This window comes from Mesorhizobium sp. M0239 (genome assembly GCF_040321815.1).
Taxonomy (GTDB): domain Bacteria; phylum Pseudomonadota; class Alphaproteobacteria; order Rhizobiales; family Rhizobiaceae; genus Mesorhizobium.
In genome coordinates this window covers 204,815-228,703 of record NZ_JAMYSG010000005.1, presented here as the reverse complement: position 1 = coordinate 228,703, position 23,889 = coordinate 204,815, and the positions used below count along the sequence as shown (strand labels likewise).

At 63.1% G+C, this 23,889-nt stretch carries 17 protein-coding genes and 1 tRNA gene; 10 read left to right on the top strand and 8 right to left on the bottom strand.

Annotated features, from left to right (window positions below; all coding sequences use genetic code 11):
- The first annotated feature begins 106 nt into the window (after positions 1 to 106).
- Positions 107 to 1,897, top strand: a complete 1,791-nt coding sequence (locus NKI99_RS06960) for an outer membrane beta-barrel protein (RefSeq protein ID WP_164892875.1) — start codon at positions 107 to 109, stop codon at positions 1,895 to 1,897.
- A gap of 40 nt (positions 1,898 to 1,937) precedes the next feature.
- Here the strand turns inward: NKI99_RS06960 and galU are convergent, their stop codons facing one another.
- A complete protein-coding gene (gene galU, locus NKI99_RS06955; RefSeq protein ID WP_352610320.1) occupies positions 1,938 to 2,843 on the bottom strand; it encodes a UTP--glucose-1-phosphate uridylyltransferase GalU in 906 nt (301 codons plus the stop codon).
- A 209-nt stretch (positions 2,844 to 3,052) separates the two neighbouring features.
- On the opposite strand from galU, the gene NKI99_RS06950 reads away from it, so the two are divergent.
- On the top strand, positions 3,053 to 4,273 hold the full coding sequence (locus tag NKI99_RS06950) for a lytic murein transglycosylase (protein WP_352610317.1): 1,221 nt from the start codon (positions 3,053 to 3,055) through the stop codon (positions 4,271 to 4,273).
- Positions 4,274 to 4,401: 128 nt separating this feature from the next.
- Positions 4,402 to 5,616 carry an SGNH/GDSL hydrolase family protein gene (locus NKI99_RS06945; RefSeq protein ID WP_023810072.1) on the top strand — a complete coding sequence of 405 codons (1,215 nt, stop codon included), beginning with the start codon at positions 4,402 to 4,404 and terminating at the stop codon, positions 5,614 to 5,616.
- Positions 5,617 to 5,774: 158 nt separating this feature from the next.
- Here NKI99_RS06945 and NKI99_RS06940 read toward each other — a convergent pair whose 3' ends face one another.
- Together NKI99_RS06940 and gltB are read right to left on the bottom strand one after the other, a co-directional pair.
- The gene (locus NKI99_RS06940) at positions 5,775 to 7,229 is read right to left on the bottom strand and encodes a glutamate synthase subunit beta (protein WP_023810073.1); all 1,455 of its coding nucleotides are present in this window, start codon (positions 7,227 to 7,229) and stop codon (positions 5,775 to 5,777) included.
- Between the two features lie 141 nt (positions 7,230 to 7,370).
- Entirely contained in the window at positions 7,371 to 12,107 is a 4,737-nt protein-coding gene (gene gltB / locus NKI99_RS06935) for a glutamate synthase large subunit (RefSeq protein ID WP_128303126.1), read from the bottom strand.
- 494 nt (positions 12,108 to 12,601) lie between these two features.
- Between gltB and NKI99_RS06930 the strand changes: the two genes are divergently transcribed.
- The gene (locus NKI99_RS06930; protein ID WP_352441859.1) at positions 12,602 to 13,651 is read left to right on the top strand and encodes a threonine aldolase family protein; all 1,050 of its coding nucleotides are present in this window, start codon (positions 12,602 to 12,604) and stop codon (positions 13,649 to 13,651) included.
- A 71-nt stretch (positions 13,652 to 13,722) separates the two neighbouring features.
- On the opposite strand, the gene NKI99_RS06925 is transcribed toward NKI99_RS06930, so the two are convergent.
- Positions 13,723 to 14,190 (bottom strand): Hsp20 family protein, encoded by a 468-nt coding sequence (locus NKI99_RS06925; protein WP_013529716.1) that lies wholly within the window; start codon positions 14,188 to 14,190, stop codon positions 13,723 to 13,725.
- A gap of 480 nt (positions 14,191 to 14,670) precedes the next feature.
- On the opposite strand from NKI99_RS06925, the gene NKI99_RS06920 reads away from it, so the two are divergent.
- Positions 14,671 to 15,648, top strand: coding sequence for an alpha/beta fold hydrolase (locus tag NKI99_RS06920; protein ID WP_352610314.1), 978 nt, complete (start codon positions 14,671 to 14,673; stop codon positions 15,646 to 15,648).
- A gap of 97 nt (positions 15,649 to 15,745) precedes the next feature.
- Here NKI99_RS06920 and hisN read toward each other — a convergent pair whose 3' ends face one another.
- Together hisN and NKI99_RS06910 are read right to left on the bottom strand one after the other, a co-directional pair.
- The gene (hisN, locus tag NKI99_RS06915) at positions 15,746 to 16,519 is read right to left on the bottom strand and encodes a histidinol-phosphatase (protein ID WP_023810077.1); all 774 of its coding nucleotides are present in this window, start codon (positions 16,517 to 16,519) and stop codon (positions 15,746 to 15,748) included.
- Between the two features lie 327 nt (positions 16,520 to 16,846).
- A complete protein-coding gene (locus NKI99_RS06910; RefSeq protein ID WP_128303129.1) occupies positions 16,847 to 17,788 on the bottom strand; it encodes an N-formylglutamate amidohydrolase in 942 nt (313 codons plus the stop codon).
- Positions 17,789 to 17,951: 163 nt separating this feature from the next.
- Between NKI99_RS06910 and cpdR the strand changes: the two genes are divergently transcribed.
- Together cpdR and NKI99_RS06900 are read left to right on the top strand one after the other, a co-directional pair.
- Complete coding sequence (gene cpdR / locus NKI99_RS06905; RefSeq protein ID WP_006199474.1) at positions 17,952 to 18,314, top strand: cell cycle two-component system response regulator CpdR; 363 nt, start codon at positions 17,952 to 17,954, stop codon at positions 18,312 to 18,314.
- A 116-nt stretch (positions 18,315 to 18,430) separates the two neighbouring features.
- Positions 18,431 to 18,505 (top strand) — tRNA-Val (locus NKI99_RS06900).
- A 154-nt stretch (positions 18,506 to 18,659) separates the two neighbouring features.
- Here NKI99_RS06900 and NKI99_RS06895 read toward each other — a convergent pair.
- Entirely contained in the window at positions 18,660 to 18,869 is a 210-nt protein-coding gene (locus tag NKI99_RS06895; RefSeq protein ID WP_128303130.1) for a hypothetical protein, read from the bottom strand.
- A gap of 189 nt (positions 18,870 to 19,058) precedes the next feature.
- Positions 19,059 to 20,213, bottom strand: coding sequence for a dihydrodipicolinate synthase family protein (locus NKI99_RS06890; protein ID WP_352610311.1), 1,155 nt, complete (start codon positions 20,211 to 20,213; stop codon positions 19,059 to 19,061).
- A 240-nt stretch (positions 20,214 to 20,453) separates the two neighbouring features.
- On the opposite strand from NKI99_RS06890, the gene NKI99_RS06885 reads away from it, so the two are divergent.
- Genes NKI99_RS06885 through NKI99_RS06875 form a run of 3 tightly spaced genes read left to right on the top strand, consistent with a single transcriptional unit; the run spans position 20,454 to position 23,879 of the window.
- Positions 20,454 to 21,512 carry a LacI family DNA-binding transcriptional regulator gene (locus NKI99_RS06885; protein ID WP_023810081.1) on the top strand — a complete coding sequence of 353 codons (1,059 nt, stop codon included), beginning with the start codon at positions 20,454 to 20,456 and terminating at the stop codon, positions 21,510 to 21,512.
- Positions 21,509 to 23,110, top strand: a complete 1,602-nt coding sequence (locus NKI99_RS06880) for an acyl CoA:acetate/3-ketoacid CoA transferase (protein WP_128303132.1) — start codon at positions 21,509 to 21,511, stop codon at positions 23,108 to 23,110. Before NKI99_RS06885 ends, NKI99_RS06880 begins: the two co-directional genes overlap by 4 nt.
- Positions 23,103 to 23,879: an enoyl-CoA hydratase/isomerase family protein gene (locus NKI99_RS06875; RefSeq protein WP_128303133.1), complete on the top strand. Its 777-nt coding sequence runs from the start codon at positions 23,103 to 23,105 to the stop codon at positions 23,877 to 23,879. The genes NKI99_RS06880 and NKI99_RS06875 overlap by 8 nt, the downstream gene beginning before the upstream one ends.
- Positions 23,880 to 23,889: the final 10 nt, after the last annotated feature.

The following is a 23,889-nucleotide window of genomic DNA, read 5'->3' as shown; positions in this document are numbered from 1 at the left end:
CAGCGCTTCAGGCGGCTGACGGGCCGCCGCCTCAACTCTCCGTTAACCATCCCCATTTACGGTTCGGTAAGTATGGCGCGCGTGCGCCGCGCAAGCAGTGGTGGCGATGTCCGGGGCCCAGCCAGAAAATTCGACAGGACGTGGGGGCAAGGCGGTCTGCGCCTTGCTGCTGGCAACCAGCATGTTTGCCTTGCTGCGCCCGGCGGCGCTCCATGCTCAGGAAACCGAACTGCGCGGCGAGGTTTCGGAATCGGCGATCCTGTCCGACCAGCAGCGCAAGGCGAGACAGCTGGCCCTGGCAGCGCAGGGTCAACAGCCGGCCAATGCAGCGCAGGCCAATGCGCCGGCCCGCACCTATCTGCCGGCCAGCGCCGGTGCCGTGCCTGACGACGCCGACACTGGCGACGCCAACGCGACCGGCAGCCTCTTCGACCCGGCGTCAGCCACCGACGACACGGCCGCCGACACTGCGGCGCCGCCCAAGCCTCGCCGCCGCTCATCGACCGTCAGGCAGAATGCGGCTGACCAGGCCAAGGACAAGGCTGCCGACAAATCGAAAAAGAAGAAGAAATCGACGGCCGGCGCCTCCGACATCACCGCTTCCACGACGGCCTCCACGACGGACGCTGCCGATGGTGAAGAGACCGATGCGGGCACGGCCAACCGCCGCGCCCTCACCATCGACAGTGCCGACAGGCAGAAGCTCGACCCAGGCGCGGAGCGCACGGACGCCATCGAAGGCCAGAAGAAAAAACCGGAGGATGATCCGTTTGCTGCCACCGGCGTCAAATGGGGTTCCTTCGTCATCCGGCCGACGATCGAACAGGGCCTGACCGCCACATCGAACGGCGATTCGAGCAGTGCCGGCAAGTCGGCGCTGCTGTCCGAGACGGCGCTGCGCTTTTCCGCCGCCTCCGACTGGCGCGAGAACTCAGCCACGATCGACGGCTATGGCCTTTTTCGCGAGACTGTCTCGGGTTACCCGGTTCACGACGAGCAAGGGCGCATCGAAGGCCAGCTCAATGTCGACCTCGACAATGAGTTGCGCGCCATCGCCAAGCTCGGCTACGAGGCCGTGCCGGAATCGGCATCATCGCCGGACGCCATCGCGGGCGTCAGCAAGCAGCCGCTGCGGCAGACCATCGATGGCAGCCTCGCCGTCGAAAAGCATCTCGGCAAGATGCAGTACACGTTGACCGGCGCGGTCTCGCATGACTTCTACGGCGACGCCAAGCTCTCGGACGGCACCTCGCTGTCGCAGAAGGATCAGGACTCCACGCTCTACACGGCGACGTTGCGCACCGGCTACGAGATCTCCCCTGCCCTGACCCCTTTCACCGAAATCGAGGTCGGCCGCCGGACTTATGATCAACGCATCGACAATGAAGGCTTCGAGCGCTCGTCGACGCGGCTCGGCGCCCGCGCTGGCCTTGCACTCGATATGGGTGAGAAGCTGTCGGGTGAATTCTCGGCCGGCTGGCTCAGGGAAGCGATCGACGACAAAAACCTTGATGCGATCTCTGGTGCCACCGTCAACGCCGACCTCAAATGGTCACCCGAGCGCGGCACAACGATCGGCCTGACCGGGCGGACCACCGTCGAGCCCACGACCACATCGGGCGAAAGCGGCGACATCCTCTATTCCGGTCGCCTGACCGGCGAGCGCCAGATTCGCGCCAACCTCACCGCCAATGCGGCTCTGGGCCTCGACTGGCGTGATTACATCGGCATCGACGGCCATGACAGGGTGTTGAGCGCCGAGGCCGGACTGACCTGGTGGTTGAACCGCTACGCCGGCCTGACCACAAGAGTGAGGACCGAGAAGCTGACCAGCAATCTGCCGGGCCGGGACTACACCGCCAACAGCATCTTCCTCGGCGTGAAGGTGCAGCGCTGAACGGCCGCACCAACGACATCCGGCCGCTCGCTATAATACCTTAAAACGCAGCGCCGCGGCGCTCAGACGGCTTCAGCTCGTCGAGAAGCGTGCGGATGACGCCAGCCATGTTCTCGTTCATGTCGCTGCGCCACAGCGCGAAGGCGACGTTGGCCTCGACGAAGCCTTCCGGCGATCCGCAGTCGAACGTGCGGCCCCGATAGTGGTAGCCGTAGAAAGGCTGCTGCTTTTCCAGCTTCAGCATGGCGTCGGTGAGCTGGATCTCGTTGCCGGCGCCTTTTTCCTGGCCTTCGAGGATCTTGAATATCTCCGGCTGCAAGATGTAGCGGCCGTTGATGTAAAGGTTGGACGGCGCGGTGCCGGCCTTCGGCTTTTCCACCATCTCGGTGATGCGGAAACCGTGATGCGTGTCCTCGCCACGGCCGACGATGCCGTATTTGTGGGTTTCGGCGGGAGCGCATTCCTGCACCGCGATGATGTTGTTGCCGGTCTCCTCGTAGAGCTCGACCATTGCCTTCGTGCAGCTCTTCTCCGACTGCATGATCATGTCGGGCAGCAAAAGCGCGAAGGGCTCGTCGCCGACGAGCTCGCGGGCGCACCAGACGGCGTGACCAAGTCCCATCGGTACCTGCTGGCGTGTGAAACTGGTCTGCCCCGGCGCCGGCTGCAGCCGTTGCAGGCGGGCGAGCTGGTCGTCTTTGCCGCGCTGGGCCAGCGTGTCATAGAGTTCGAACTGGATGTCGAAATGGTCCTCGATGACGGCCTTGTTGCGGCCGGTGACGAAGATGAAATGCTCGATGCCGGCCTCGCGCGCCTCATCCACCACATACTGGATCACCGGCCGGTCGACGACGGTCAGCATTTCCTTGGGGACAGCCTTGGTGGCCGGGAGAAACCGTGTGCCGAGACCGGCGACCGGGAAGACTGCCTTGCGAACTCTCTTCATGCTTTCAATTATCCGTTTGAGGGCCAGCTCCGCAATCCCCGTTCCAAGACATTTTCACGCCGGAATTGGGGACTACTGGGCAACTGAGGGGAATGTCCACCGGTAAAGCTTCGAAGCGTCTTTTCGTTCCCGGTGGCGCCTATGGTAAACTAATTCCTAACCTGGTTCGGCGATGAATGGTCTTTCCTGAGACAGAGAAGGAGGAAAAGATGTCCGTTCGCAATGCCGCAAAACGTTTTACCAGCGTCATAGCGGCAGCCAGCCTATCGCTCGCTCTGCTGATGCCTGGCCCCGCTTTCGCCGATGCCGGTTTCCGGCAGTGGGTCGCCGGCTTCCGCGCCACCGCCGTGCAGAGCGGCGTTTCCGGCGCCCTCTACGACCAGGCCTTCAGGAACATCAGGGATATCGATCCGGTGGTGCTGGAAAAGGCGCGTACGCAGCCTGAATTCACGGCTCCTGCCTGGGACTATTTCGACAACCGCGTCCATGACCAGTCGGTCGCCGTCGGCCAGCAGATGGCCAGGAAATGGAAGCCGTGGCTGGACCGGATCGAGGCCAGGTTCGGCGTCAACCGTTACATCCTGCTGGCCATCTGGTCGATGGAATCGAACTATGGCGAGATCCTCAAGCGCGACGACATCATGCGCAATGTCGTGCGCTCGCTGGCAACCTTGGCCTATGCCGATCCGAAGCGGGCGAAATTCGCCCGCACCCAGCTGGTCGCCGCACTGAAGATCCTGCAGACCGGCGACATCGACGAAAGCCATCTGAGCGGATCCTGGGCCGGCGCCATGGGCCACACCCAGTTCATTCCGACCAGCTATCTGCACTATGCCGTCGACATGGACGGCAACGGCAAACGCGACATCTGGAATTCGATCCCCGATGCGCTGGCGACATCAGCCAATTTGTTGAAGAAGAATGGCTGGCAGGCCGGCAAGACCTGGGGCTATGAGGTCGCCTTGCCGGCCGGCAAACTTTCCGCCGGGTCCAAGACGCTGTCGCAATGGCAGGCGCTGGGCGTCGTCAGGGCCAACGGCAAGCCGTTCAAGAACGGCTCAGACAAGGCGACGTTGAAGGTGCCGGACGGCCGCAACGGGCCGGCCTTTCTGATGATCAAGAATTTCACGGTCATCAAAGCCTACAACAATGCCGACAAATATGCGCTTGCCGTCGGCCTTCTTGCAGACGAAATCGCCGGCTCCAGCGGTCTCGTGCAGGACTGGAAGCGGCCTTTCACCAAGCTCACTTTCGAGGAAAGGCAGGAGCTGCAGCAGCGGCTTTCCCAACATGGCCTTTATGACGGCAAGTTCGACGGCAAGATAGGCGACGGCTCGAAATCAGCCATCTTGGCTTTCCAGGCCAAGGCCGGCTTGACCCAGGACGGTTACCCGAGCATGGAAGTGCTGAAGTGGCTCCGGCAGAAATAGAGCCGCCTGCGGTGCCGCGCGGCCTTTCGGCCGCGCAAAGGACGCTGTAGCAATCTGGTTGGCGCAAAGTCCGTTTGAAAAGTACGACTTTTCAAAAAAAGGGCTGCGCCAAGGGATGGAGGAAACGATTGGCTTCGGCTGCGCGCATCGCAGGGCTTGTTCGTCGCATGCCGGTGCTCATCCTGGCCGTGATCGTGCTCACCGTCGGTGTGGCTGGCGCCTTTCATGCGCCGGCCATGGCGCAGGAGCAGCAAAACCGCGGCTGGTCGCTGCGCGACCTTCTGTTCCCGCGCCGCAGCGAGCGCATCGAGCCGCCGCAGGACATCCAGAAAGCAAGGCCCAGGCCCAAGGCGAAAAAACCCCGCGCCCCTCGCCCGCCCGCGGAACCGGAAATCCCGGTGGTCGTCAAGGCACCGGACGCCCGCACCGTCCTGGTAGTCGGCGACTTCATGGCGGCCGGCCTCGCCGAAGGCCTCGACACCGCCTTTGCCGAGAATGCCGGCGTCAGGATCGTCGTTCGCAGCAATGGTTCGTCCGGCTTCGTACGCGACGACTTCTACAACTGGCCCGAACAGATCAAATCGCTGATCGAGACCGAAAAACCTGCCGCCGTGATCGTCATGCTGGGTTCCAACGACCGCCAGCAGATGAAGGTGGGTGACGTGCGCGAGCAGCCACGTTCCGAGAACTGGACCAAGGAATATGAACGGCGGACCGACGCGCTGGGCAAAGCCATCGCCGCGGCCAAAGTCCCCTTCCTGTGGGTCGGCATGCCGGCGTTCCGGGTGCCGAAGATGACCTCCGACATGCTGGCCTTCAACGACATCTACCATCAGGCCGCTGAAAGCCATGGCGGTGAATTCGTCGACGTCTGGGACGGTTTCGTCGATGAGAACGGTGCTTTCGTCACCAGCGGCCCCGACATCAACGGCCAGCCGGTGCGGCTGCGCGCCGATGACGGCATCAACGTCTCGAGGGCGGGCAAGCGCAAACTCGCCTTCTATACCGAAAAACCGCTGCTGAAGATCCTCGGCCTGACCGCGCCTGGAAGCGTGATTACACCGTCCGCTCCGGCGGGCGCCCCTGTCGAGGCGCCGGCGCCGGCCGCGGCACCCATCGTCATCGACCGCACCGCGCCGATGCTGCTCAGCGATCCGGCACTCGACGGCGGCTCCGAGCTGCTTGGCGCGGCCCCGCCGGCGAAAGCAAATCCGGACCTGCCCGGTGAAAAGCTTGTGGTCGAGGGCAAGGCACCTATTGCATCGCCCGGCCGCGCGGACGATTTCTCATGGCCGCCGAAAGCCGCGGCCGCGAGCGACACCACGACCGCGATCAATCGTTAGTATCGCAGAGCTACTCCAAGGCCGTTTCGAAACTCGCTCCTGCGAGTCATATGATGGTGTTTGCGAGAACCGGAGCGGAGCGTACATTTGAGTACGCGAGCACCGGAAGCGCAGAAAACGCCTTCAGATGGCCGCAGGAGTAGAGTTTCCAAACGGGCTCAGCGCGGGAGAACGCTCGACCCCATCAACGCCTCGTCGATCGAGCGTGCCGCCTGGCGGCCCTCGCGGATTGCCCAGACGACCAGCGACTGGCCACGACGCACGTCGCCGGCCGCATAGAGTCTGTCGACGCTGGTCCTGTAGTCCCGGTCATTGGCCTCGACATTCCTGGAACGGCGGCTGTCGGTGGCGATCTTCATCTGCCCGTCCAATTCTCTCGCCACACCGGCCGCGGCCGGCCCGGCAAAGCCGATGGCGATGAAAGCGAGATCGGCACGAATGACGAATTCGGTACCGGCGATCGGCTTGCGCTTGTCATCGACCTCGCAGCACTTGACGCCGGTCAGCTGGCCTTCCTCGCCGATGAATTCGAGCGTCGCCACCTGGAATTCGCGCTCCGCGCCCTCGGCCTGCGAGGACGAGGTGCGCATCTTGGTCGCCCAGTAGGGCCAGACCGAAAGTTTGTCTTCCTTCTCCGGCGGCTGCGGGCGGATGTCGAGCTGGGTGACACGCACGGCGCCCTGGCGGAAGGCCGTGCCGACACAGTCGGACGCTGTATCGCCGCCGCCGACGACGACCACATGCTGGCCGCCGGCGATGATCGGATGCGACGGCCACGCCACCGACTGGATCGGTTCGCCGCCGACTCGCCTGTTCTGCTGCACCAGATAGGGCATCGCGTCATGCACGCCGCCGAGATCGTCGCCGGGAATGCCGGCCGCGCGCGGCGTTTCCGAGCCGCCGCAATAGAGCACGGCATCATGTTCGGCGAGCAGCTCGGCAACCGGCTTGTCGACGCCGACATTGACGCCGCAATGGAATGTCACGCCCTCACCCTGCATCTGCTCGATGCGCCGGTCGATGTAGTGCTTCTCGATCTTGAAGTCGGGAATGCCGTAGCGCATCAGCCCGCCGGGCCGGCTTTCGCGCTCGTAGACATGGACATCGTGTCCGGCGCGGCCAAGCTGCTGGGCGGCCGCCATGCCGGCAGGGCCGGAGCCGATGACGGCGACGCGCTTGCCGGTTTTCTTCTCCGGTGGATAGGGCCTGATGTGGCCGGTTTCATAGGCCTTGTCGGCGATCGCCTGCTCCACCGTCTTGATGGCGACGGGAATGTCCTCGAGGTTCAGCGTGCAGGCTTCCTCGCAGGGCGCGGGGCAGATGCGGCCTGTGAACTCCGGGAAATTGTTGGTCGAATGCAGGTTACGGATCGCGTTGTCCCAGTCGCCATTGTAGACGAGGTCGTTCCAGTCGGGGATCTGGTTGTGGATCGGGCAGCCCGTCGGTCCGTGGCAGAACGGAATGCCGCAATCCATGCAGCGCGCTGCCTGTTTCTCGACCTCCTTGTCCGACATCGGCAGCGTGAATTCACGGAAATGCCGGATGCGATCGGAGGCCGGCTGGTACTTGTGCACCTGCCGGTCGATTTCGAGAAAGCCTGTTACCTTGCCCATAGTCCAGTTCCTGCTGTCCAGATGGTGCGGTTTTCGCCGCACCCGTTAACCTCTTGAGGCAGCCATGGCAACCTTGCGCACGAGGTCAAACTATCGATGAAGATGGGCCGGGAAACCTGGGCCTCCCGGCAAATTCCAAATCTATTCCGCCGCCACGCCCATGCGCATGCGTTCCATCTCGATCAGCGCGCGGCGGTATTCGACCGGCATGATCTTGCGGAATTTCGGCCGGAATGTCGTCCAGTCGTCAAGGATCTCGCGACCACGCACCGAGCCGGTGTAGTGCACATGGTTCGAGATCAGCTGGTAGAGCCGCTCCTCGTCATGGCTGGTCATGTCGCCGGACACGTCGACGCGACCCTTGTGATCGAGGTCGCCGCCATGGTGCAGCAGCCTTTCCATCAGATCGTCTTCTTCCGGAACCGGCTCCAGCTCGACCATCGCCATGTTGCAGCGCTCGGCGAAGTCGCCTGCCTCGTCAAGCACATAGGCAACGCCGCCCGACATGCCGGCGGCGAAGTTGCGGCCAGTCTGGCCGATGACGACCACGATGCCGCCGGTCATGTACTCACAGCCATGGTCGCCGACGCCTTCGACGACGGCGGCGACGCCCGAATTGCGCACGGCGAAACGCTCACCGGCGACGCCGGCGAAGTAGGCCTCGCCCTCGGTTGCGCCATAGAGCACCGTATTGCCGACGATGATGGACTCAGCCGCGACGATCTTGGCCCCTTCCGGCGGCCGGATGACGATGCGGCCGCCCGACAGGCCCTTGCCGACATAGTCGTTGCCGGCGCCGACAAGCTCGAATGAGATGCCGCGCGCCAGGAAGGCGCCGAAGGACTGGCCGGCGGTGCCGGTCAGCTTCACCTGGATCGTATCCTCGCGCAGGCCTTTGTGCTTGAAGCGCTTGGCCACTTCACCCGACAGCATGGCGCCCGTGGAGCGGTCGACATTGCGGATGTCGACCTCGATCTTGACCGGCTGCTTGCTTTCGAGCGCCGGCTTTGCCAGCTCGATCAGCTTGCGGTCGAGCACGTCGTCGATCGGGTGCTTCTGCCGCTCGGTCCAATGCACGGCCTCATGCGGCGCATCCGGCTTGAAGAACATCTTCGAGAAATCGAGCCCGCGTGCCTTCCAGTGCACGATCAGGTCGCGCTTTTCCAGAAGATCGGTGTCGCCGATGATCTGGTCGAGATGGGTGTAGCCCATCTCGGCGAGCAGCTCCCTGACCTCTTCCGCGACGTAGAAGAAGAAGTTGATGACATGCTCGGGCGTGCCCTTGAAGCGCTTGCGCAGCACCGGATCCTGAGTCGCGACGCCGACCGGGCAGGTGTTGAGATGGCACTTGCGCATCATGATGCAGCCGGCCGCGATCAACGGCGCGGTCGAGAAGCCGAATTCATCGGCGCCGAGCAGCGCGCCGATGATCACGTCGCGTCCCGTGCGCAACCCGCCATCGACCTGCAGCGCAACGCGCGACCGCAGACCGTTCAGCACCAGCGTCTGGTGCGTCTCGGCAAGGCCCATTTCCCATGGGCTGCCGGCATGCTTGAGCGAGGTCAGCGGCGAGGCGCCCGTGCCGCCATCATAGCCCGAAATGGTGATGTGGTCGGCGCGTGCCTTGGCAACGCCCGCCGCAACCGTGCCGACGCCGACTTCCGACACCAGCTTGACCGACACGTCGGCCGCCGGATTGACGTTCTTCAGATCGTAGATCAGCTGTGCCAGATCCTCGATCGAATAAATGTCGTGATGCGGCGGCGGCGAGATCAGGCCGACGCCCGGCGTCGAATGCCGGACCTTGGCGATGGTCGCGTCGACCTTGTGGCCGGGCAACTGGCCGCCCTCGCCGGGCTTGGCGCCCTGCGCCACCTTGATCTGCATCATGTCGGAATTGACGAGGTATTCGGCCGTGACGCCGAAACGCCCCGAGGCGATCTGCTTGATCGCCGAGCGTTCCGGGTTCTTGCCGCCGCCGGGCAGCGGCAGATAGCGGTCGGCCTCTTCGCCGCCCTCGCCGGTGTTCGACTTGCCGCCGATCTGGTTCATCGCGCGCGCCAGCGTCGTGTGCGCTTCGCGCGAGATCGAACCGAACGACATCGCCCCGGTCGAGAACCGCTTGACGATGTCGGCCGCTGACATGACGTCGTCGAGCGCCGCCTTCTTGCGGCCGGTTTCTCCGGCCAGCTTGATCTTGAACAGGCCGCGAATGGTCTGGGCGCGGGCCGTCTCGCTGTCGATCTGGGCGGAATAGTCCTTGAACGTTTCCCACGATCCCTGGCGCACGGCGTGCTGCAAGGTGGCGACAGCGTCGGGCGACCAGATATGGGCCTCGCCGCGCATGCGGTACATGTACTCGCCGCCGACCTCGAGGCTGTTGCGCAGCACGGGGTCGTTGCCGAAACCGTCATTGTGGCGGCTTAGCGTCTCGGCCGCGATCTCGTCCAGCCCGACGCCTTCGATCAGCGTCGCGGTGCCGGTGAAATATTGCTGCACGAAATCGGTCTTCAGGCCGATGGCGTCGAAAATCTGCGCGCCGCAATAGGACTGGTAGGTCGAGATGCCCATCTTGGACATCACCTTGAGGATGCCCTTGCCGATCGACTTGATGTAGCGCGTGACGACTTCGTAGGCGTCCACCTCCTTCGGCAGTTCCCCGCGCTTGTGCATGTCGAGCAGCGTGTCGAAGGCAAGGTAAGGGTTGATCGCCTCGGCGCCATAGCCGGCAAGGCAGCAGAAATGATGCACTTCGCGCGGCTCGCCGGATTCGACGACGAGCCCGACCGAGGTGCGCAGCCCCTTGCGGATAAGGTGATGATGGACCGCAGCCGTAGCCAGCAGCGCCGGTATGGCGATGCGGTCCGGCCCGACCTGGCGGTCGGACAGGATGATGATGTTGTAGCCGCCGGCGACCGCCGCCTCCGCCCGCTCGCACAAGCGGTCGATGGCGCCCTGCATGCCCGCGGCCCCTTCGGCCGAGCCATAGGTGATGTCGATCGTTTTGGTGTCGAAGCGGTCCTCGGTGTGGCCGATGGAACGGATTTTTTCGAGATCGCCATTGGTCAGGATCGGCTGGCGCACCTCAAGCCGCTTGCGGCGCGAATTGCCGACCAGGTCGAAGATGTTGGGCCGTGGCCCGATGAAGGACACCAGGCTCATCACCAGCTCCTCGCGGATCGGGTCGATCGGCGGATTGGTGACCTGGGCGAAATTCTGCTTGAAATAGGTGTAGAGCAGCTTCGACTTGTCCGACATCGCCGAGATCGGCGTGTCGGTGCCCATCGAGCCCACCGCCTCCTGGCCTGTTGTCGCCATCGGCGACATCAAAAGCTTGGTGTCTTCCTGGCTGTAGCCGAACGCCTGCTGGCGATCGAGCAGGCTGACATCCTTGCGCAGCGCGCGCGGCTCGACCGGCTTCAAATCTTCGAGGATGAGCTGTGTGTTGGCGAGCCAGGTCTTGTAGGGATGCTTGGTCGCGATCTCCGACTTGAGCTCCTCGTCGGAGACGATACGCCCCTTCTCCAGGTCGATCAGCAGCATCCGGCCTGGCTGCAGCCGCCACTTCTTGACGATCTTCTCCTCGGGCACCGGCAGCACGCCGGCTTCCGAGGCCATGATGACGCGGTCGTCGTCGGTGACGATGTAGCGTGCCGGGCGCAGGCCATTGCGGTCGAGCGTGGCGCCGATCTGGCGTCCATCGGTGAAAACCACCGCCGCCGGCCCGTCCCACGGCTCCATCAGTGCCGCATGGTATTCGTAGAAGGCCTTGCGATCGGCATCCATGAGCTTGTTGCCGGCCCAGGCTTCCGGGATCAGCATCATCATGGCATGGCTGAGCCTGTACCCGCCCTGGAACAGGAACTCGAGCGCATTGTCGAAGCAGGCGGTGTCGGACTGGCCGTCATAGGAAATCGGCCACAGCTTCGAGATGTTGTTGCCGAACAGTTCGGAATCGACCGACGCCTGGCGCGCGGCCATCCAGTTGTTGTTGCCGCGCACGGTGTTGATCTCGCCATTGTGGGCGACCATGCGGTAGGGATGCGCCAGCTTCCAAGACGGGAAGGTGTTGGTCGAGAAGCGCTGGTGGACGAGGATCAGCGCGGTCTCGAAGCGCGGATCGATCAGGTCCTTGTAATAGGCGCCGACCTGGTAGGCCAGGAACATGCCCTTGTAGACGATGGTGCGCGCCGACAGCGACACGCAATAGGCGCCGATGTCCTTGTTGTCGTTCTCGGCGTAGATGCGGCCCGATATCACCTTGCGCAACAGATAGAGCCTGGCCTCGTATTCCTCGTCATCGGTAATGTCTGGCGTGCGGCCGATGAATATCTGCCGATGGAACGGCTCGGATGCCACGATGTCAGGCGCCTTCGACAGCGACGAATTGTCGACGGGCACGTCACGGAAACCGATGAGCGGAAGCCCCTCGGATTGCGCCGATTCGGCAATGATGTCCTCGATATGGGCGCGAAGGGCCACGTCTTGCGGCATGAACCAGTGTCCAACGCCGTACTGGCCGGCCGGCGGCAGGTCGATGCCCTGGGCCGCCATCTCCTCACGGAAGAATTGGTCGGGAAGCTGCACCAGCACGCCGGCGCCATCGCCGACCAGCGGATCGGCGCCAACGGCGCCGCGATGCGTCAGGTTTTCGAGCACAGCCAGCCCGTCCTTGACGATCTGGTGCGACTTCACCCCCTTCATATTGACGATGAAGCCGACGCCGCAGGCGTCATGCTCGTTGCGAGGATCGTAAAGGCCCTGGGCGGAAAGGCCGTTGGCGGTTCGGCCAATATCGGTCCGGGACATGGTTTTGACGGTTGCCGCTTTCGTCTGCGCGGCCTGGCCGTTCGTCGCAGAGTGCGTCATGTCCGTCATCTCCTGTCCTCCATTCCCAGCCATTCAGGCGCTGGTTTGCCTCGGCAAGCGCTTGGCTCACCCTGATCCTTGTGGCACGTCTTGCGAAATCCTTGCCGAACCAGGCGGCTTTCCGCATGGATCGCATCTGGTAATCGTACAGGCCAGAGTCTGGCTGTCCACCTGTCGCTCGCGGCAACAGCCGGAGAGGCCCAAATGATACGCCAATCCAGCTCGTTTTGTGCGACAAAATAAGACAGCACTACTGTCCTAAATTTTTATTGCAGAAATCTGGGACGCACACAAGACCGATTCACAAAAAACTTGGGCTTTCCGCGACAGAAAATGTCGTGAAGTTGAGGAAAAACGTAAGCTTCAATCTTCGACCCGGGCTTTGTCGGTTGGCTGGCTTTACCATTTTTCCGGCGCCTGGCCCCTTGCGGTCCGCTCGCGAAACCGGTCAACTTCAGGCTGATTTCCCCAAAGCCCCGATCTCCCAAGACATAGGCAGATGCATGTTCTTCGCTTCCGACAATTGGGCAGGCGCCCATCCCAATATTGCCGCCGGCCTGTCGGCCAATGCCGGCGGCTTTTCCACCGCCTATGGCGACGGTGCGCTCGACCGGGCAGTCTACCAGCGCTTCAGCGAGATTTTCGAACGAGAGGTCGCGGTGTTCTTCGTCGCCACCGGCACGGCCGCCAACTCGCTGGCGCTCACCGCTTACAACAAGCCGGGCGGCATTTCCTTTGCTCATCGCGAATCGCATGTCATCGAGGACGAATGCGGCGCGCCGGTGTATTTTTCCGGCGGCTCTCGCCTGCATGACATCGATGGCGCGCTGGGCAAGATCGATCCGCCCAATCTGGAAAGGACCATCGGCCGTTTCGCACCGGAAATCGTCCATTGGGGACGGCCGATGGCCGTTTCGATCACCCAGTCGACCGAGGTCGGCACCATCTACGGCCTGGATGAGATCGAGACGATCTCCGCGATCGCCAAACAATATTCGGTGCCCCTGCACATGGATGGCGCCCGCTTTGCCAATGCGCTGGTCGCACTCGACACGACACCGGCCGAAATGACCTGGAAACGCGGCGTCGACATCCTCTCCTTCGGCGGCACCAAGAACGGCTGCTGGTGCGCCGAGGCGGTCGTGCTGTTCGATCTTGATCGTGCCAGGGAATTGGCCTTCCTGCGCAAGCGCGCCGCCCAGCTGTTTTCGAAATCGCGCTTCGTCGCGGCGCAGTTCGAGGCCTATTTCAAGGATGGACTGTGGCTGGACACCGCCCGCCACGCCAACGCTATGGCCGCACGCCTTGCCGCCGCGATCGAGGATTCGGCCACGGCCAAGCTGGCATGGCTGCCGCAGGCGAACGAGGTTTTCGCGGTGATCAAGAAAGCCGAGGCCGAGGGGCTGCAGGCCGCGGGGGCCGCCTTCTACGACTGGCACAAGCCGCATGGCTTTGACGGCCACATCGGCGAGGACGAGTTGCTCTACCGCTTCGTCACCAGCTTTGCGACGACAGCCGATGAAGTCGACCGTTTTGGCCAGCTGATCGCCTGATAACGGATATCCCGGACAACAAAAAACCGGCGCCTTTGGGCGCCGCTTCCGTCTCGGGAGGAGACTTGTATTTAGGCAGCGGTCTTGGCCTCGATCTGCTTGGCCTTGGCCGAAGACGCCGTAATGGCGATCTTGCGCGGCTTCAGCTCCTCGGGGATGTTGCGCTTGAGGTCGACGAACAGAAGGCCGTTCTTCAGCGAAGCACCGACAACTTCGACGTGGTCGGCAAGCTGGAAGCGGCGTTCGAAAGCCCTCGAGGCAATGCCGCGATAGAGCAGCTCAGAGCCTTCGCCGGTACCCTCGTCCTTGCGCTCACCCTTCACGGTCAGCACGTTGCGATGGGCTTCGATCGAGATTTCCTCGTCCGAGAAACCGGCAACGGCCATCGAGATGCGGTAGGAATCCTCACCGGTGCGCTCGATGTTGTAGGGCGGATAGGTCTGCGCGCCATCCGGCTGCGCAAGCGAATCGAGCATCGTGAACAGACGATCGAAGCCGACGGTAGAGCGATAAAGCGGGGAAAAATCAACGTGACGCATGAGGTGTTCTCCTGTTGAGCAACATGGTTTGCGTATGGCCGGTGCGAAACCCTTGAGCGGCGTTTCGGATGGGCCAGCGGCCCCGACATTGGCGACCGCACGAGACATTTGGGGAGCGCTGGAAAGCATTTCAAGATTTCACCTGGCGGCAAAAGCCACGGCGGCCGGTCCCTTGATGAACGGCAGATGAACCGGCACTTCGGCGCGCGTTCAGGCAGCCGGCGCTAGGGTGCATTTCAGGATCAAGGACTGGCGGCGCCGATTGCACAACAGGCACCGCAACGAGGCCGACCGGGTGTAACGTCCCTTCCTCCCGGATCGACAGAGGCCGGAAGCACGCTTTCGAGCGGCTTCCGGCCTTCCCTGGTGCAGCCTCCCCTTCACCGGGAATTCCTTGGCTTTTGGCGCATGGGCGTCTATCACCTTAGCGGAGCCGGCCAGCGCAGGCGGGCATGCGAGACGCCGAGCACGAAGCGCCGAATGACGGATCTTTTCACCGAAAACTCCCTTTTTCACGAAATCGAGGGCAATCCGCGGCCGGAAAATGCCACCGGCGGCTTCTTCACCACGCGTGACCGCAAGAATATCCGCTACGGCCTGTTCGGCACAGTCGCTCGCCCGATGAAGGGCACCGTGGTCCTGCTCACCGGCCGCAACGAGTGCATCGAGAAATATTTCGAAACCATCCGCAACCTTGCCGATCGCGGCTTTGGCGTCGCCACCCTCGATTGGCGCGGCCAGGGCGATTCCGACCGGCTGATCCGCGATCACCAGCGCGGCTACGTCAGCAGCTTCCGCGACTACACCGCCGACCTCGAACAATTCTTCGAGGAGATCGTGCTGCCCGATTGCCGCGGACCGTACTACATCCTCGCCCATTCGGCAGGTGCCTTGATCACCCTGCTTGCCGCCCCGTCGATGGTGAACCGCATCCGGCGCATGGTGCTGATCGCGCCCTTCCTGACGCTGCCCGACCTGCCGGTCTCGATCTCGACGGTTCGCCGCGTCTGTTCTCTGTTCTGCGCTCTCGGCCTCGGCCGGCTCTATGCCGCCTGGGGTCCGCGGCCGAAGGTGACGGCCCCTTTCGAGACCAACAAGCTGACGTCTGACCCGGTACGCTATCGACGCAACACGCGGCTCTATGAAGAACATCCGCAACTGGCGCTTGGGGGTCCGACGATCCGCTGGCTGCGGGCAGCCGCGAAAGCCTCCGAAGCTGTCAGCGACCCCGACTTCATGGCAGGAATTCAGGTCCCCCTGCTGATAATCGCCGCCGGCGCCGACCAGGTCGTCTCGACCAGGGCCGTGGAAACCTACGCCAGGCGTCTGCGGCTCGGTTCGCTGCTGATGATCGATGGCTCCCGCCACGAAATCCTGCAGGAAGCCGACATTTATCGCGAGCAATTGCTCGCCGCTTTCGACGCCTTCATTCCCGGGAGCGACGACCCCACAGCCTGACAGGCGCCGGTCGCTGGCCCGCTCCCCAAGGGGTGCGCCGGCAGTAAAACGACTGCTTCAAGCGGTCGGCATCACTTGAATGGCAGCGGACGCTCGTTTAGCCGCGCAAGGCGGCCATGGCGGCGGCATGAAGCTCCGGCGTCGCCGCGGCGAGCACATCGCCGCCCTGTTCCGCCGGCCCGCCATCGAATGTGGTGACGACGCCGCCTGCCTTTTCGATAATCGGGATCAGCGCCACGATGTCGTAGGGCTTCAATCCGGGATCGGCGACGATGTCGACGCTTCCTGAGGCGATCATGGCGAAGGCATAGCAATCGGCGCCATAGCGGGCGAGCTGGATCTGTCTTTCGAATGCATCGTAACGGTTGCGCGCCTCGCCCTTGAACAGGGCCGGCGTGGTGGTGAACAGCGTCGCTTGGTCCAACTTCGTCGTCTTGCGGGTCGTCAGTTTTCGCGGCCCGCCTGGCCCCTCATAATGGGAGCCCGAGCCGTTGGCGTAGAAAAGCTCGCCGGTGAAGGGTTGCGCCATCATGCCGGCAACGGCGTCGCCGTCGATCGTCAGCCCGACCAGTGTGCCCCACACCGGCAGGCCGGAAATGAACGCGCGCGTGCCGTCGATCGGGTCGATCACCCAGACATGCCGGCTCGAAATGTTCTCGCTGCCATGCTCTTCACCAAGAATGCCATGGTCGGGATACTCAGCAGAGATCAGCGCCCGGATGGCGCGCTCGGCCTCGCGATCGGCCTCGGTGACCGGATCGAAACTGCCCTGTTCCTTGTTGGCGACCGCACCTTGGCTGCGAAAGCGCGGCAAGGTCTCCGCCGCTGCCACCTGCGCGATGCGGCGCATGAAACCGACACTGATGTCCAACTGATTCTCCCGCACTGCAGCATGTCGGAGCCGTGCTCTGCCGCCAATTTCGTACCAAAACAAGAGTGTTCGACGACTTTTCCGCGACGGCATCTGTTGCCCGGATGTCACACAAGCGTCGTCGAAACGCAATTTCCACATCAGAGTGAATTAAAAAAGCCTCAAGGTCGCTTGACATTTGTGCAGCGCACAATACCCTTGATCTCGGACAGGGTTTCCTGTCCATGCCCTCCTTGGGCGTTTCCTCCCTAGACTTCGACCGTATCGTGCAAACGATGCGGTCTTTTTTTACGCCGCGATTTCACTCTGCGGCCAACGGCCGGTCGCTCACTCGGCGGCTAGCGGCAGGTCGATGAAATGATGGTCGGGCATCGACATCAGGTCGGCTGAGAACCGCGTCAGATCATCGGCCAGCGCATCGAAGCCGGCGGCCTTCTCGAATGTCCGCTCGTTCATGTAGAGCCCGCGATTGACCTCGATCTGCAGCGCATGCAGATGGCGCGCCGGGCGGCCGTAATGCTCGGTGATGAAGCCGCCGGCATAGGGCTTGTTGTGGGCAACCGAATAGCCCATGGCGCTGAGCAGGCCGATCGCGGTCTCGGTCAGGGCGGCGGTTGCCGAGATGCCGAAGCGGTCGCCGATGATGAAGTCGGGCCGCAGACCGCTGTCGCCGACACGGATGCTCGCCGGCATCGAATGACAGTCGATCAGCACGGCAAAGCCGAACCGCGCATGGGTTCTGGTCAACAGCCGCTTCAGCGTCTCGTGATAGGGCTTGTAGACGGCCTCGATGCGGGCGATCGCTTCGGCCAGCGGCAGGCGGCCGGAATAGATGTCGAGCCCCTCGCCCACCAGCTTCGGCACCGTGCCAAGCCCGCCGGCCACCCGCGCCGAGCGGATGTTGCAGAAAGACGGCACTGGCTCGGCGAACATGCGCGGATCGAGTTCCCACGGCTCGCGATTGACGTCGAGATAGGCGCGCGGAAAATTCGCTGCCAGCAACGGCGCGCCTAGCGCCACGGCGCCGCCGAACAGCTCATCGACGTAACAGTCTTCCGACCGGCGGATGGCGTTGCGGTCCAGCCTTGCCATGGCAAGGAAGCGCTCCGGATAGTAGCGGCCGCTATGCGGTGAGTTGAAGAGGAAGGGGACGCGCTGCTCGACGCCCGACCGGATTTCGAAGGGTGGAAAGACCGAAAAATCCTCGGCTGCCGTCTTCAATTTGAACGAACCCGAAAACACCAGTGCATCATGATGTGAAAGTGCCACCTTGCAAGCCTCGTGTCCAGCATTTCGGCCGCAGCACACGCCCGGCAAATATGGATCATCCCCGTCAGCGTTCACTTGATGTTTACCCTCACCTCCTCATATACAGGATGGTTAACGGGCTTGCCCAACGGCAATCTCGGGCGGGTGATTCGGACGGGATATCATGGCACGCATTCTTCTGGCGGAAGACGACGACGATATGCGTCGGTTCCTCGTCAAGGCGCTGGAGCGCGCCGGTTACCAGGTCAGCGATTTCGACAATGGCGCCAGCGCCTATGAGCGGCTGCGCGAGGAACCGTTCTCGCTGCTGTTGACCGACATCGTCATGCCGGAGATGGACGGCATCGAACTGGCGCGCCGCGCCACAGAGATCGATCCTGATTTGAAAGTCATGTTCATCACCGGTTTCGCCGCCGTTGCGCTGAACCCTGATTCCAAGGCGCCGAAAGACGCCAAGGTGCTGTCGAAACCGTTCCATCTGCGTGACCTCGTCAACGAGGTCGAGAAGATGCTGCAGGCGGCCTGAGCCGTTTTCTAGGCAAGGCGCCGCACCTCTTCGCCACTGCGGCGAGACGACGCCTTCTTTCCTTTTTCCTGCTATTGACGCGCTGGATCAAAAATGGTGTATGCGCGGCTTCGGATGGGCGTGTAGCTCAGCGGGAGAGCACTGCATTGACATTGCAGGGGTCACAGGTTCAATCCCTGTCACGCCCACCATCCAACCAGACGATCAGACTTGAATCGGCATCCTGGCCCGCTCGCCCGAGCTGGACAATTTTCGTTCGCCCAAGGGAAGCTGGACACTGGCGAGTTTTTCGAGCGCAACGCGCCCGTCCCGGCGTTTGACCGGAACGGGCCGCACTCGATCAGATCATTGCGGCTCTGGATCAGGCGTATTTCCCGGCCTGTCCGGCGTGCCGCCCTTGCCTTCGCGACAAGGCTCTCCGAGACCGCAGCATTTGCCGTTGTAGGTGACGCCAGGCTTCAGCTTGTCGCATTCCCTGGGAGCGGTTGTCTTGCAGCCGGCCAGCACCGAAACGGCGATGGCGGCCAAAAGGACGTTTCTTGAAACAGTAAACATCAGACGTTCTCCTTGATGGACCATGTTTGGACACATCGCTTGGTCGCGCCTCGAGAGAAATTGGTTCACAAGAAAATTGGTGACGACGGCGATAACCACCCTCGCGGTCGTTCGACAGCGGAGACGCCTGGGCTGGCGCAGCAATCGCGTGGCGACGCGTCCTCTTCGACCGGTCAGCCTTTCTGCGCTTCAGATGCCCGCGACGGTGCAAAGGCTCTTCATTCTGGCTACCGCCAGATCGGGATCGGCGAGCAAACCTGCCTGGTCGGCAAGGCGGAACACGTCGGCATAGTGACGGATGCCGCGCGCCGACTGCATGCCGCCGATCATCGCAAAATGGTCCTGATGACCATTCAGCCAGGCCATGAAGACGATGCCGGCCTTATAATATTCGGTCGGCGCTTCGAAGATTTTTCGCGATAGCGGCACGGTCGGCGCCATCAACGCGTCATAGCCGGCGCGGTCACCTTCCGCCAGTTTCGCCAGCGCTGCGTTGGCGACCGGCGCAATCGCGTCGAAAATACCGAGCAGTGCGTGCGAGTGCTTCCTGCCGTCGCCGGCGATCAGTTCGGGATAATTGAAATCGTCGCCAGTGAACATGACGACGCCGTCCGGCAGCCGGTTCCTGAGCGCAACTTCCTTGCCGGCATCGAGCAATGAGATTTTTATCCCTTCGACCTTGCCGGCGTGGCGTTCGATGATGGCAACCACGGTGTCGAGCGCGGCCTCGAAATCGCTGCTGCCCCAATAGCCCCTGAGCGCCGGATCGAACATGTCGCCCAGCCAGTGCAGGATGACCTTGCCGGAGACCTGGCCGAGAATTCGGTCGTAAACACGCACATAGTCATCCGGGCCCTTGGCTGTCGCCGCGAGCGCCCGGCTGGCCATCATGATCGCGTTGCCGCCGAGCCCTTCGATGAAAGCGAACTGCTGCTCATAGGCGCTGATTACATCGTCGAGCGTCCTGGCAGCGGCGGGCGCCAGATGGTCGGTGCCGGCACCCGAGGCGAGATCGGCGCCATCGACGGTGCGCGCCTCGGCGATCGAACGGCGGATCAATTCCTGTGCGTTTGCCCAGTCGAAGCCCATGCCGCGCTGCGACGTGTCCATCGCTTCGGCGATGCGGAAGCCCAGCCGCCACAGATGGTGACGGAACGCCATCGTCCTGTCCCAGTCGACCACCGGCCTGGACCACGGATCGGTCATGGCGAGCGGATCGGCAACGATGTGCGCGGCGGCATAGGCGATACGCGAAAATCGCGCGCCGACCATCGGCTGCACGGGTTCGCCGATCAGCGTGTAGCGGGTGCTGCCGCCACCTTCACCAGGCAAGGAAATGTCCATCCATCTCTCCCTTCGAAACGCTACTAAATGGAACGTTCCAATAAATCAAGAACCTTTAAGATTCGCACGCCCCCGCAGAAGAGAATGCTGCATTGCAACAAAAAAGCCTTACAGGGCATGCCATTTGAGTACGCACAATCGATGTTCGAGGCGCTGGAAAAATCCCGATTGACTCACGAGCGGAGCAGAGATTAGAACGTTCCAATACTTTTGAGCTGCACTCGGGGAGGATGCATCTGGATGGCCAACCGGGCCAAGGCAACGATATTCGACATCGCCCGCGAAGCAGGCGTGTCCAAATCGACGGTATCGCTCGTGCTCCAGGGCAGCGGGCTGATCCGGCCCGAAACAGCGAGCAAGGTGCGCAAGGCGATCGAGGATGTCGGTTACGTCTACAACCGCGGCGCCGCCAATCTGCGCAAGGCGCACTCCAACGTCATCGGCATGGTCATCAACGATCTCACCAATCCTTTCTTCGCAGAGCTGGCGGTTGGCATGGAACGCGTCTTCCAGTCGGCCGGTATCGTGCCGTTCATCGCCAACACGGCGGAAAATCCGGTGCGCCAGGAAGAAGTGCTGAAGTCGTTGATGGAGCAAGGCGTCGCCGGTCTCATCGTGTCGCCGGCTCGCGGCACGACGCCGGGCGCCTTCCGTAGGATCGAGACGGCGGGCCTGCCGGTGGTCTTCGCCATGCGCCGGCTACCGGAAAGCCGCATCCCCGTGATCGCGCCCGATAATCATCGCGGCGCCTATCTCGCCACCGCTCATCTGATCGGCAAGGGACATCGCCGGCTGGTCTTCTTCGGCGGCTCGTCCGACCTGGTGGTCTATCACGAGCGGCTTGGCGGATTTCGCGAAGCCTGCGAGACGCAGGGCATCGCCGCCCGCGACGCACTGGTCGTCGAGGGCGAGACCAGCCGCAGAGGTGGTATAGCGTGCCTGGAAACCGCTCTCGCTATGGCTGAGCCGCCGACCGCGGCGCTCTGCTTCAACGACGCTGTCGCCTTTGGCGCCATGCTGGCGCTGCGCAAGCGTCGGCTTGAGCCGGGAACTGATTTCGCCATCGTCGGTTTCGACGACGTGGCCGAGGCCGAGCATTACATGCCGGCGCTGACCAGCGTCGCGGTGGACTCGGCCGGCCTCGGCGAACGCGCCGCCCATGTCATGCTGAAAATGATCCAGTCGCGCACCACGCGGGCCGAGGACCATATCGGCGCGGTCAATCTGGTCGTCAGGGAAAGCTGTGGCCCGGATCGCCGCACCCGAAACAGGACGGCCGGTTCGGGGAGCATGAATTGAGCAAGGTCGTTTCGGCAGCGCAGGCAGCGGGCCTGATCAAGGACGGCATGGTCGTATCCGTGTCGTCGTCGAGCGGTCTCGGCTGTCCGGACGCGGTGCTTGCCGCGATCGGCGAACGCTTCGATGGGGAAGGCCACCCAAAAAATATCACCACACTTCACCCGATCGCCGCCGGCGACATGTACGGCATCAAAGGCATCGACCATCTGGCCAAGCCCGGCCTGCTGAAGCGTACTTTGTGCGGCTCCTACCCGTCCGGCCCCTCCTCTTCCGAACCGCCGCAGATCTGGAAGATGATCGGCGACAATTCGGTCGCCGCCTACAACGTGCCGTCCGGCATCCTGTTCGACATGCACCGCGAAGCGGCCGCCAAGCGGCCGGGCGTGCTGACCAAGGTCGGTCTCGACACCTTCGCCGACCCGCGCCACCAGGGCTGCGCCATGAACGCCGCCGCCAGCGAGCCGATCGTTTCGGTGCAGCAGTTCGACGGCGAGGAATGGCTCTATTTCCGCTCCATCGTGCCGCAGGTCTCGATCATCCGCGCCACGTCAGCCGACGAGCGCGGCAACCTCACCTATGAGCATGAGGGTGCCTATCTCGGCGGCCTCGAACAGGCACTCGCCGCCCGCAACAATGGCGGCATCGTTATCGCGCAGGTCAAGCGCGTCGTCGAAAACGGCACGCTGAAACCGCATGATGTGCGCGTGCCAGGCGTCCTGGTCGACCACATCGTCGTCGCGCCCGACCAGTTGCAGACGACGCTGACACCCTATGACCCGGCCATCTCCGGAGAAATTTTCCGGCCGCTGTCGAGCTTCCGCACGCCGGAGATGAACGTCCAGAAAGTGATCGCGCGCCGCGTCGCCATGGAGTTGCGCGACGGCATGGCCGTCAACATCGGCTTCGGTATTTCCGCCAATGTCCCTCGCATCCTTCTCGAGGAAGGACAGCACGGCAAGATTACCTGGGTGATCGAACAGGGCGCGGTCGGCGGCGTGCCGCTGCTCGACTTCAAATTCGGCTGTTCGTCGAACGCCGACGCCTTCATGCCCTCGCCGCACCAGTTCATCTATTTCCAGGCCGGCGGCTTCGACGCTTCGCTGCTGTCCTTCCTGCAGATCGATCGCCATGGCTCGGTCAATGTCTCGAAGCTTTCGGCGCGCCCGCATGTCACCGCCGGCGCCGGCGGCTTTGTCGACATCACCGCACGGGCGAGGAAGATCGTCTTCTCCGGCTTCTTCAACGCCGGCGCCAAGCTGTCTCTGGCCGATGGCGGTATCCGCATCGAGCAGGAGGGCAAGGTCAAGAAGGTGGTCAACGAGGTCGAGCACATCTCGTTTTCGGGGAAGCGCGCGGTCGCGCAGGGGCAGGACATCACCTATGTCACCGAGCGCTGCGTGATGAGGCTCACGCCGGAGGGCCTGGTCGTCACAGAACTCGCACCCGGCATCGATCTACAGCGCGATGTGCTGGCGCAGTCGGAAATCCCGTTGGGCGTTGCCAAGGACCTCAAGACGACACCGGCAGCCCTCTATCAGGAGCAACCGATAGGCCTGTCACTGAATGGCGGCGCCTCGCTCGGAGGCGCGCATGGCTGAGCCTCTCGTCACCTTCAAACAGGATGGCGCCCTCGGCATCGTCACGCTGCGCCGGCCGGAGAAATTCAACGCACTGGATATCCCCATGCTTCGCGCGCTCGAAACAGCGCTCGACGAAGCGGAAGCGGCCGACGGCGTGCGCGTCGTGCTCATCCGTGGCGAAGGCAAGGGCTTCTGCGCCGGCGGCGATGTCGAGGCGTGGGCGCGGATGAGTGCCGCCGATTTCCAGGTGCAATGGGTGCGCTATGGCCACCGCGTCTTCGACCGCTTGGCGCGGCTGCGGCAGCCGACCATCGCCGTCCTGTCCGGCCATGCGCTGGGCGGCGGCCTGGAGTTGGCTGTGGCTTGCGACTTCCGCGTGGCGGAAACACAAGTGAAACTGGGCTTCCCTGAAACTTCGATCGGTGTCGTGCCCGGCTGGTCAGGCACGCAGCGCGCCGTGCGCCGCTTCGGCGCGCAGACGGTGCGCCGCATGGCGCTCGGCGGCGAGATCTTTCTCGCCCCCGAGGCACTCGCTCTGGGCATCGTCGACCGGGTGGTCGCGACTGGCAAGGCATACGACGAAGCAAGGGCGTGGGCGGAAAAGATCGCCGAGCGCGGCCCGCTGGCGACCGAAGCCGCCAAGCTGATGATCGCGGTCGCCGAAGGCGAGGAAAGTGCCGCCGCCACCGAAGCGCTGGCCAGCGGCTTCATCGCCCTGACCGGAGATCTCAAGGCCGGCGTCGATGCCTTCAAGGCCAAGCAGAAGCCAGCCTTTTCGAGATCCTAGAGGAAAACAG

Excerpts from the sequence above, each read along its gene's own strand:
- NKI99_RS06960 (WP_164892875.1), top strand. The coding sequence starts at position 107 with ATGTCCGGGGCCCAGCCAGAAAATTCGACAGGACGTGGGGGCAAGGCG.
- galU (WP_352610320.1), bottom strand. The coding sequence starts at position 2,843 with ATGAAGAGAGTTCGCAAGGCAGTCTTCCCGGTCGCCGGTCTCGGCACA.
- NKI99_RS06950 (WP_352610317.1), top strand. The coding sequence starts at position 3,053 with ATGTCCGTTCGCAATGCCGCAAAACGTTTTACCAGCGTCATAGCGGCA.
- NKI99_RS06940 (WP_023810073.1), bottom strand. The coding sequence starts at position 7,229 with ATGGGCAAGGTAACAGGCTTTCTCGAAATCGACCGGCAGGTGCACAAG.
- gltB (WP_128303126.1), bottom strand. The coding sequence starts at position 12,107 with ATGACGGACATGACGCACTCTGCGACGAACGGCCAGGCCGCGCAGACG.
- NKI99_RS06930 (WP_352441859.1), top strand. The coding sequence starts at position 12,602 with ATGTTCTTCGCTTCCGACAATTGGGCAGGCGCCCATCCCAATATTGCC.
- NKI99_RS06925 (WP_013529716.1), bottom strand. The coding sequence starts at position 14,190 with ATGCGTCACGTTGATTTTTCCCCGCTTTATCGCTCTACCGTCGGCTTC.
- NKI99_RS06920 (WP_352610314.1), top strand. The coding sequence starts at position 14,671 with ATGACGGATCTTTTCACCGAAAACTCCCTTTTTCACGAAATCGAGGGC.
- cpdR (WP_006199474.1), top strand. The coding sequence starts at position 17,952 with ATGGCACGCATTCTTCTGGCGGAAGACGACGACGATATGCGTCGGTTC.
- NKI99_RS06895 (WP_128303130.1), bottom strand. The coding sequence starts at position 18,869 with ATGTTTACTGTTTCAAGAAACGTCCTTTTGGCCGCCATCGCCGTTTCG.
- NKI99_RS06890 (WP_352610311.1), bottom strand. The coding sequence starts at position 20,213 with ATGGACATTTCCTTGCCTGGTGAAGGTGGCGGCAGCACCCGCTACACG.
- NKI99_RS06885 (WP_023810081.1), top strand. The coding sequence starts at position 20,454 with ATGGCCAACCGGGCCAAGGCAACGATATTCGACATCGCCCGCGAAGCA.
- NKI99_RS06875 (WP_128303133.1), top strand. The coding sequence starts at position 23,103 with ATGGCTGAGCCTCTCGTCACCTTCAAACAGGATGGCGCCCTCGGCATC.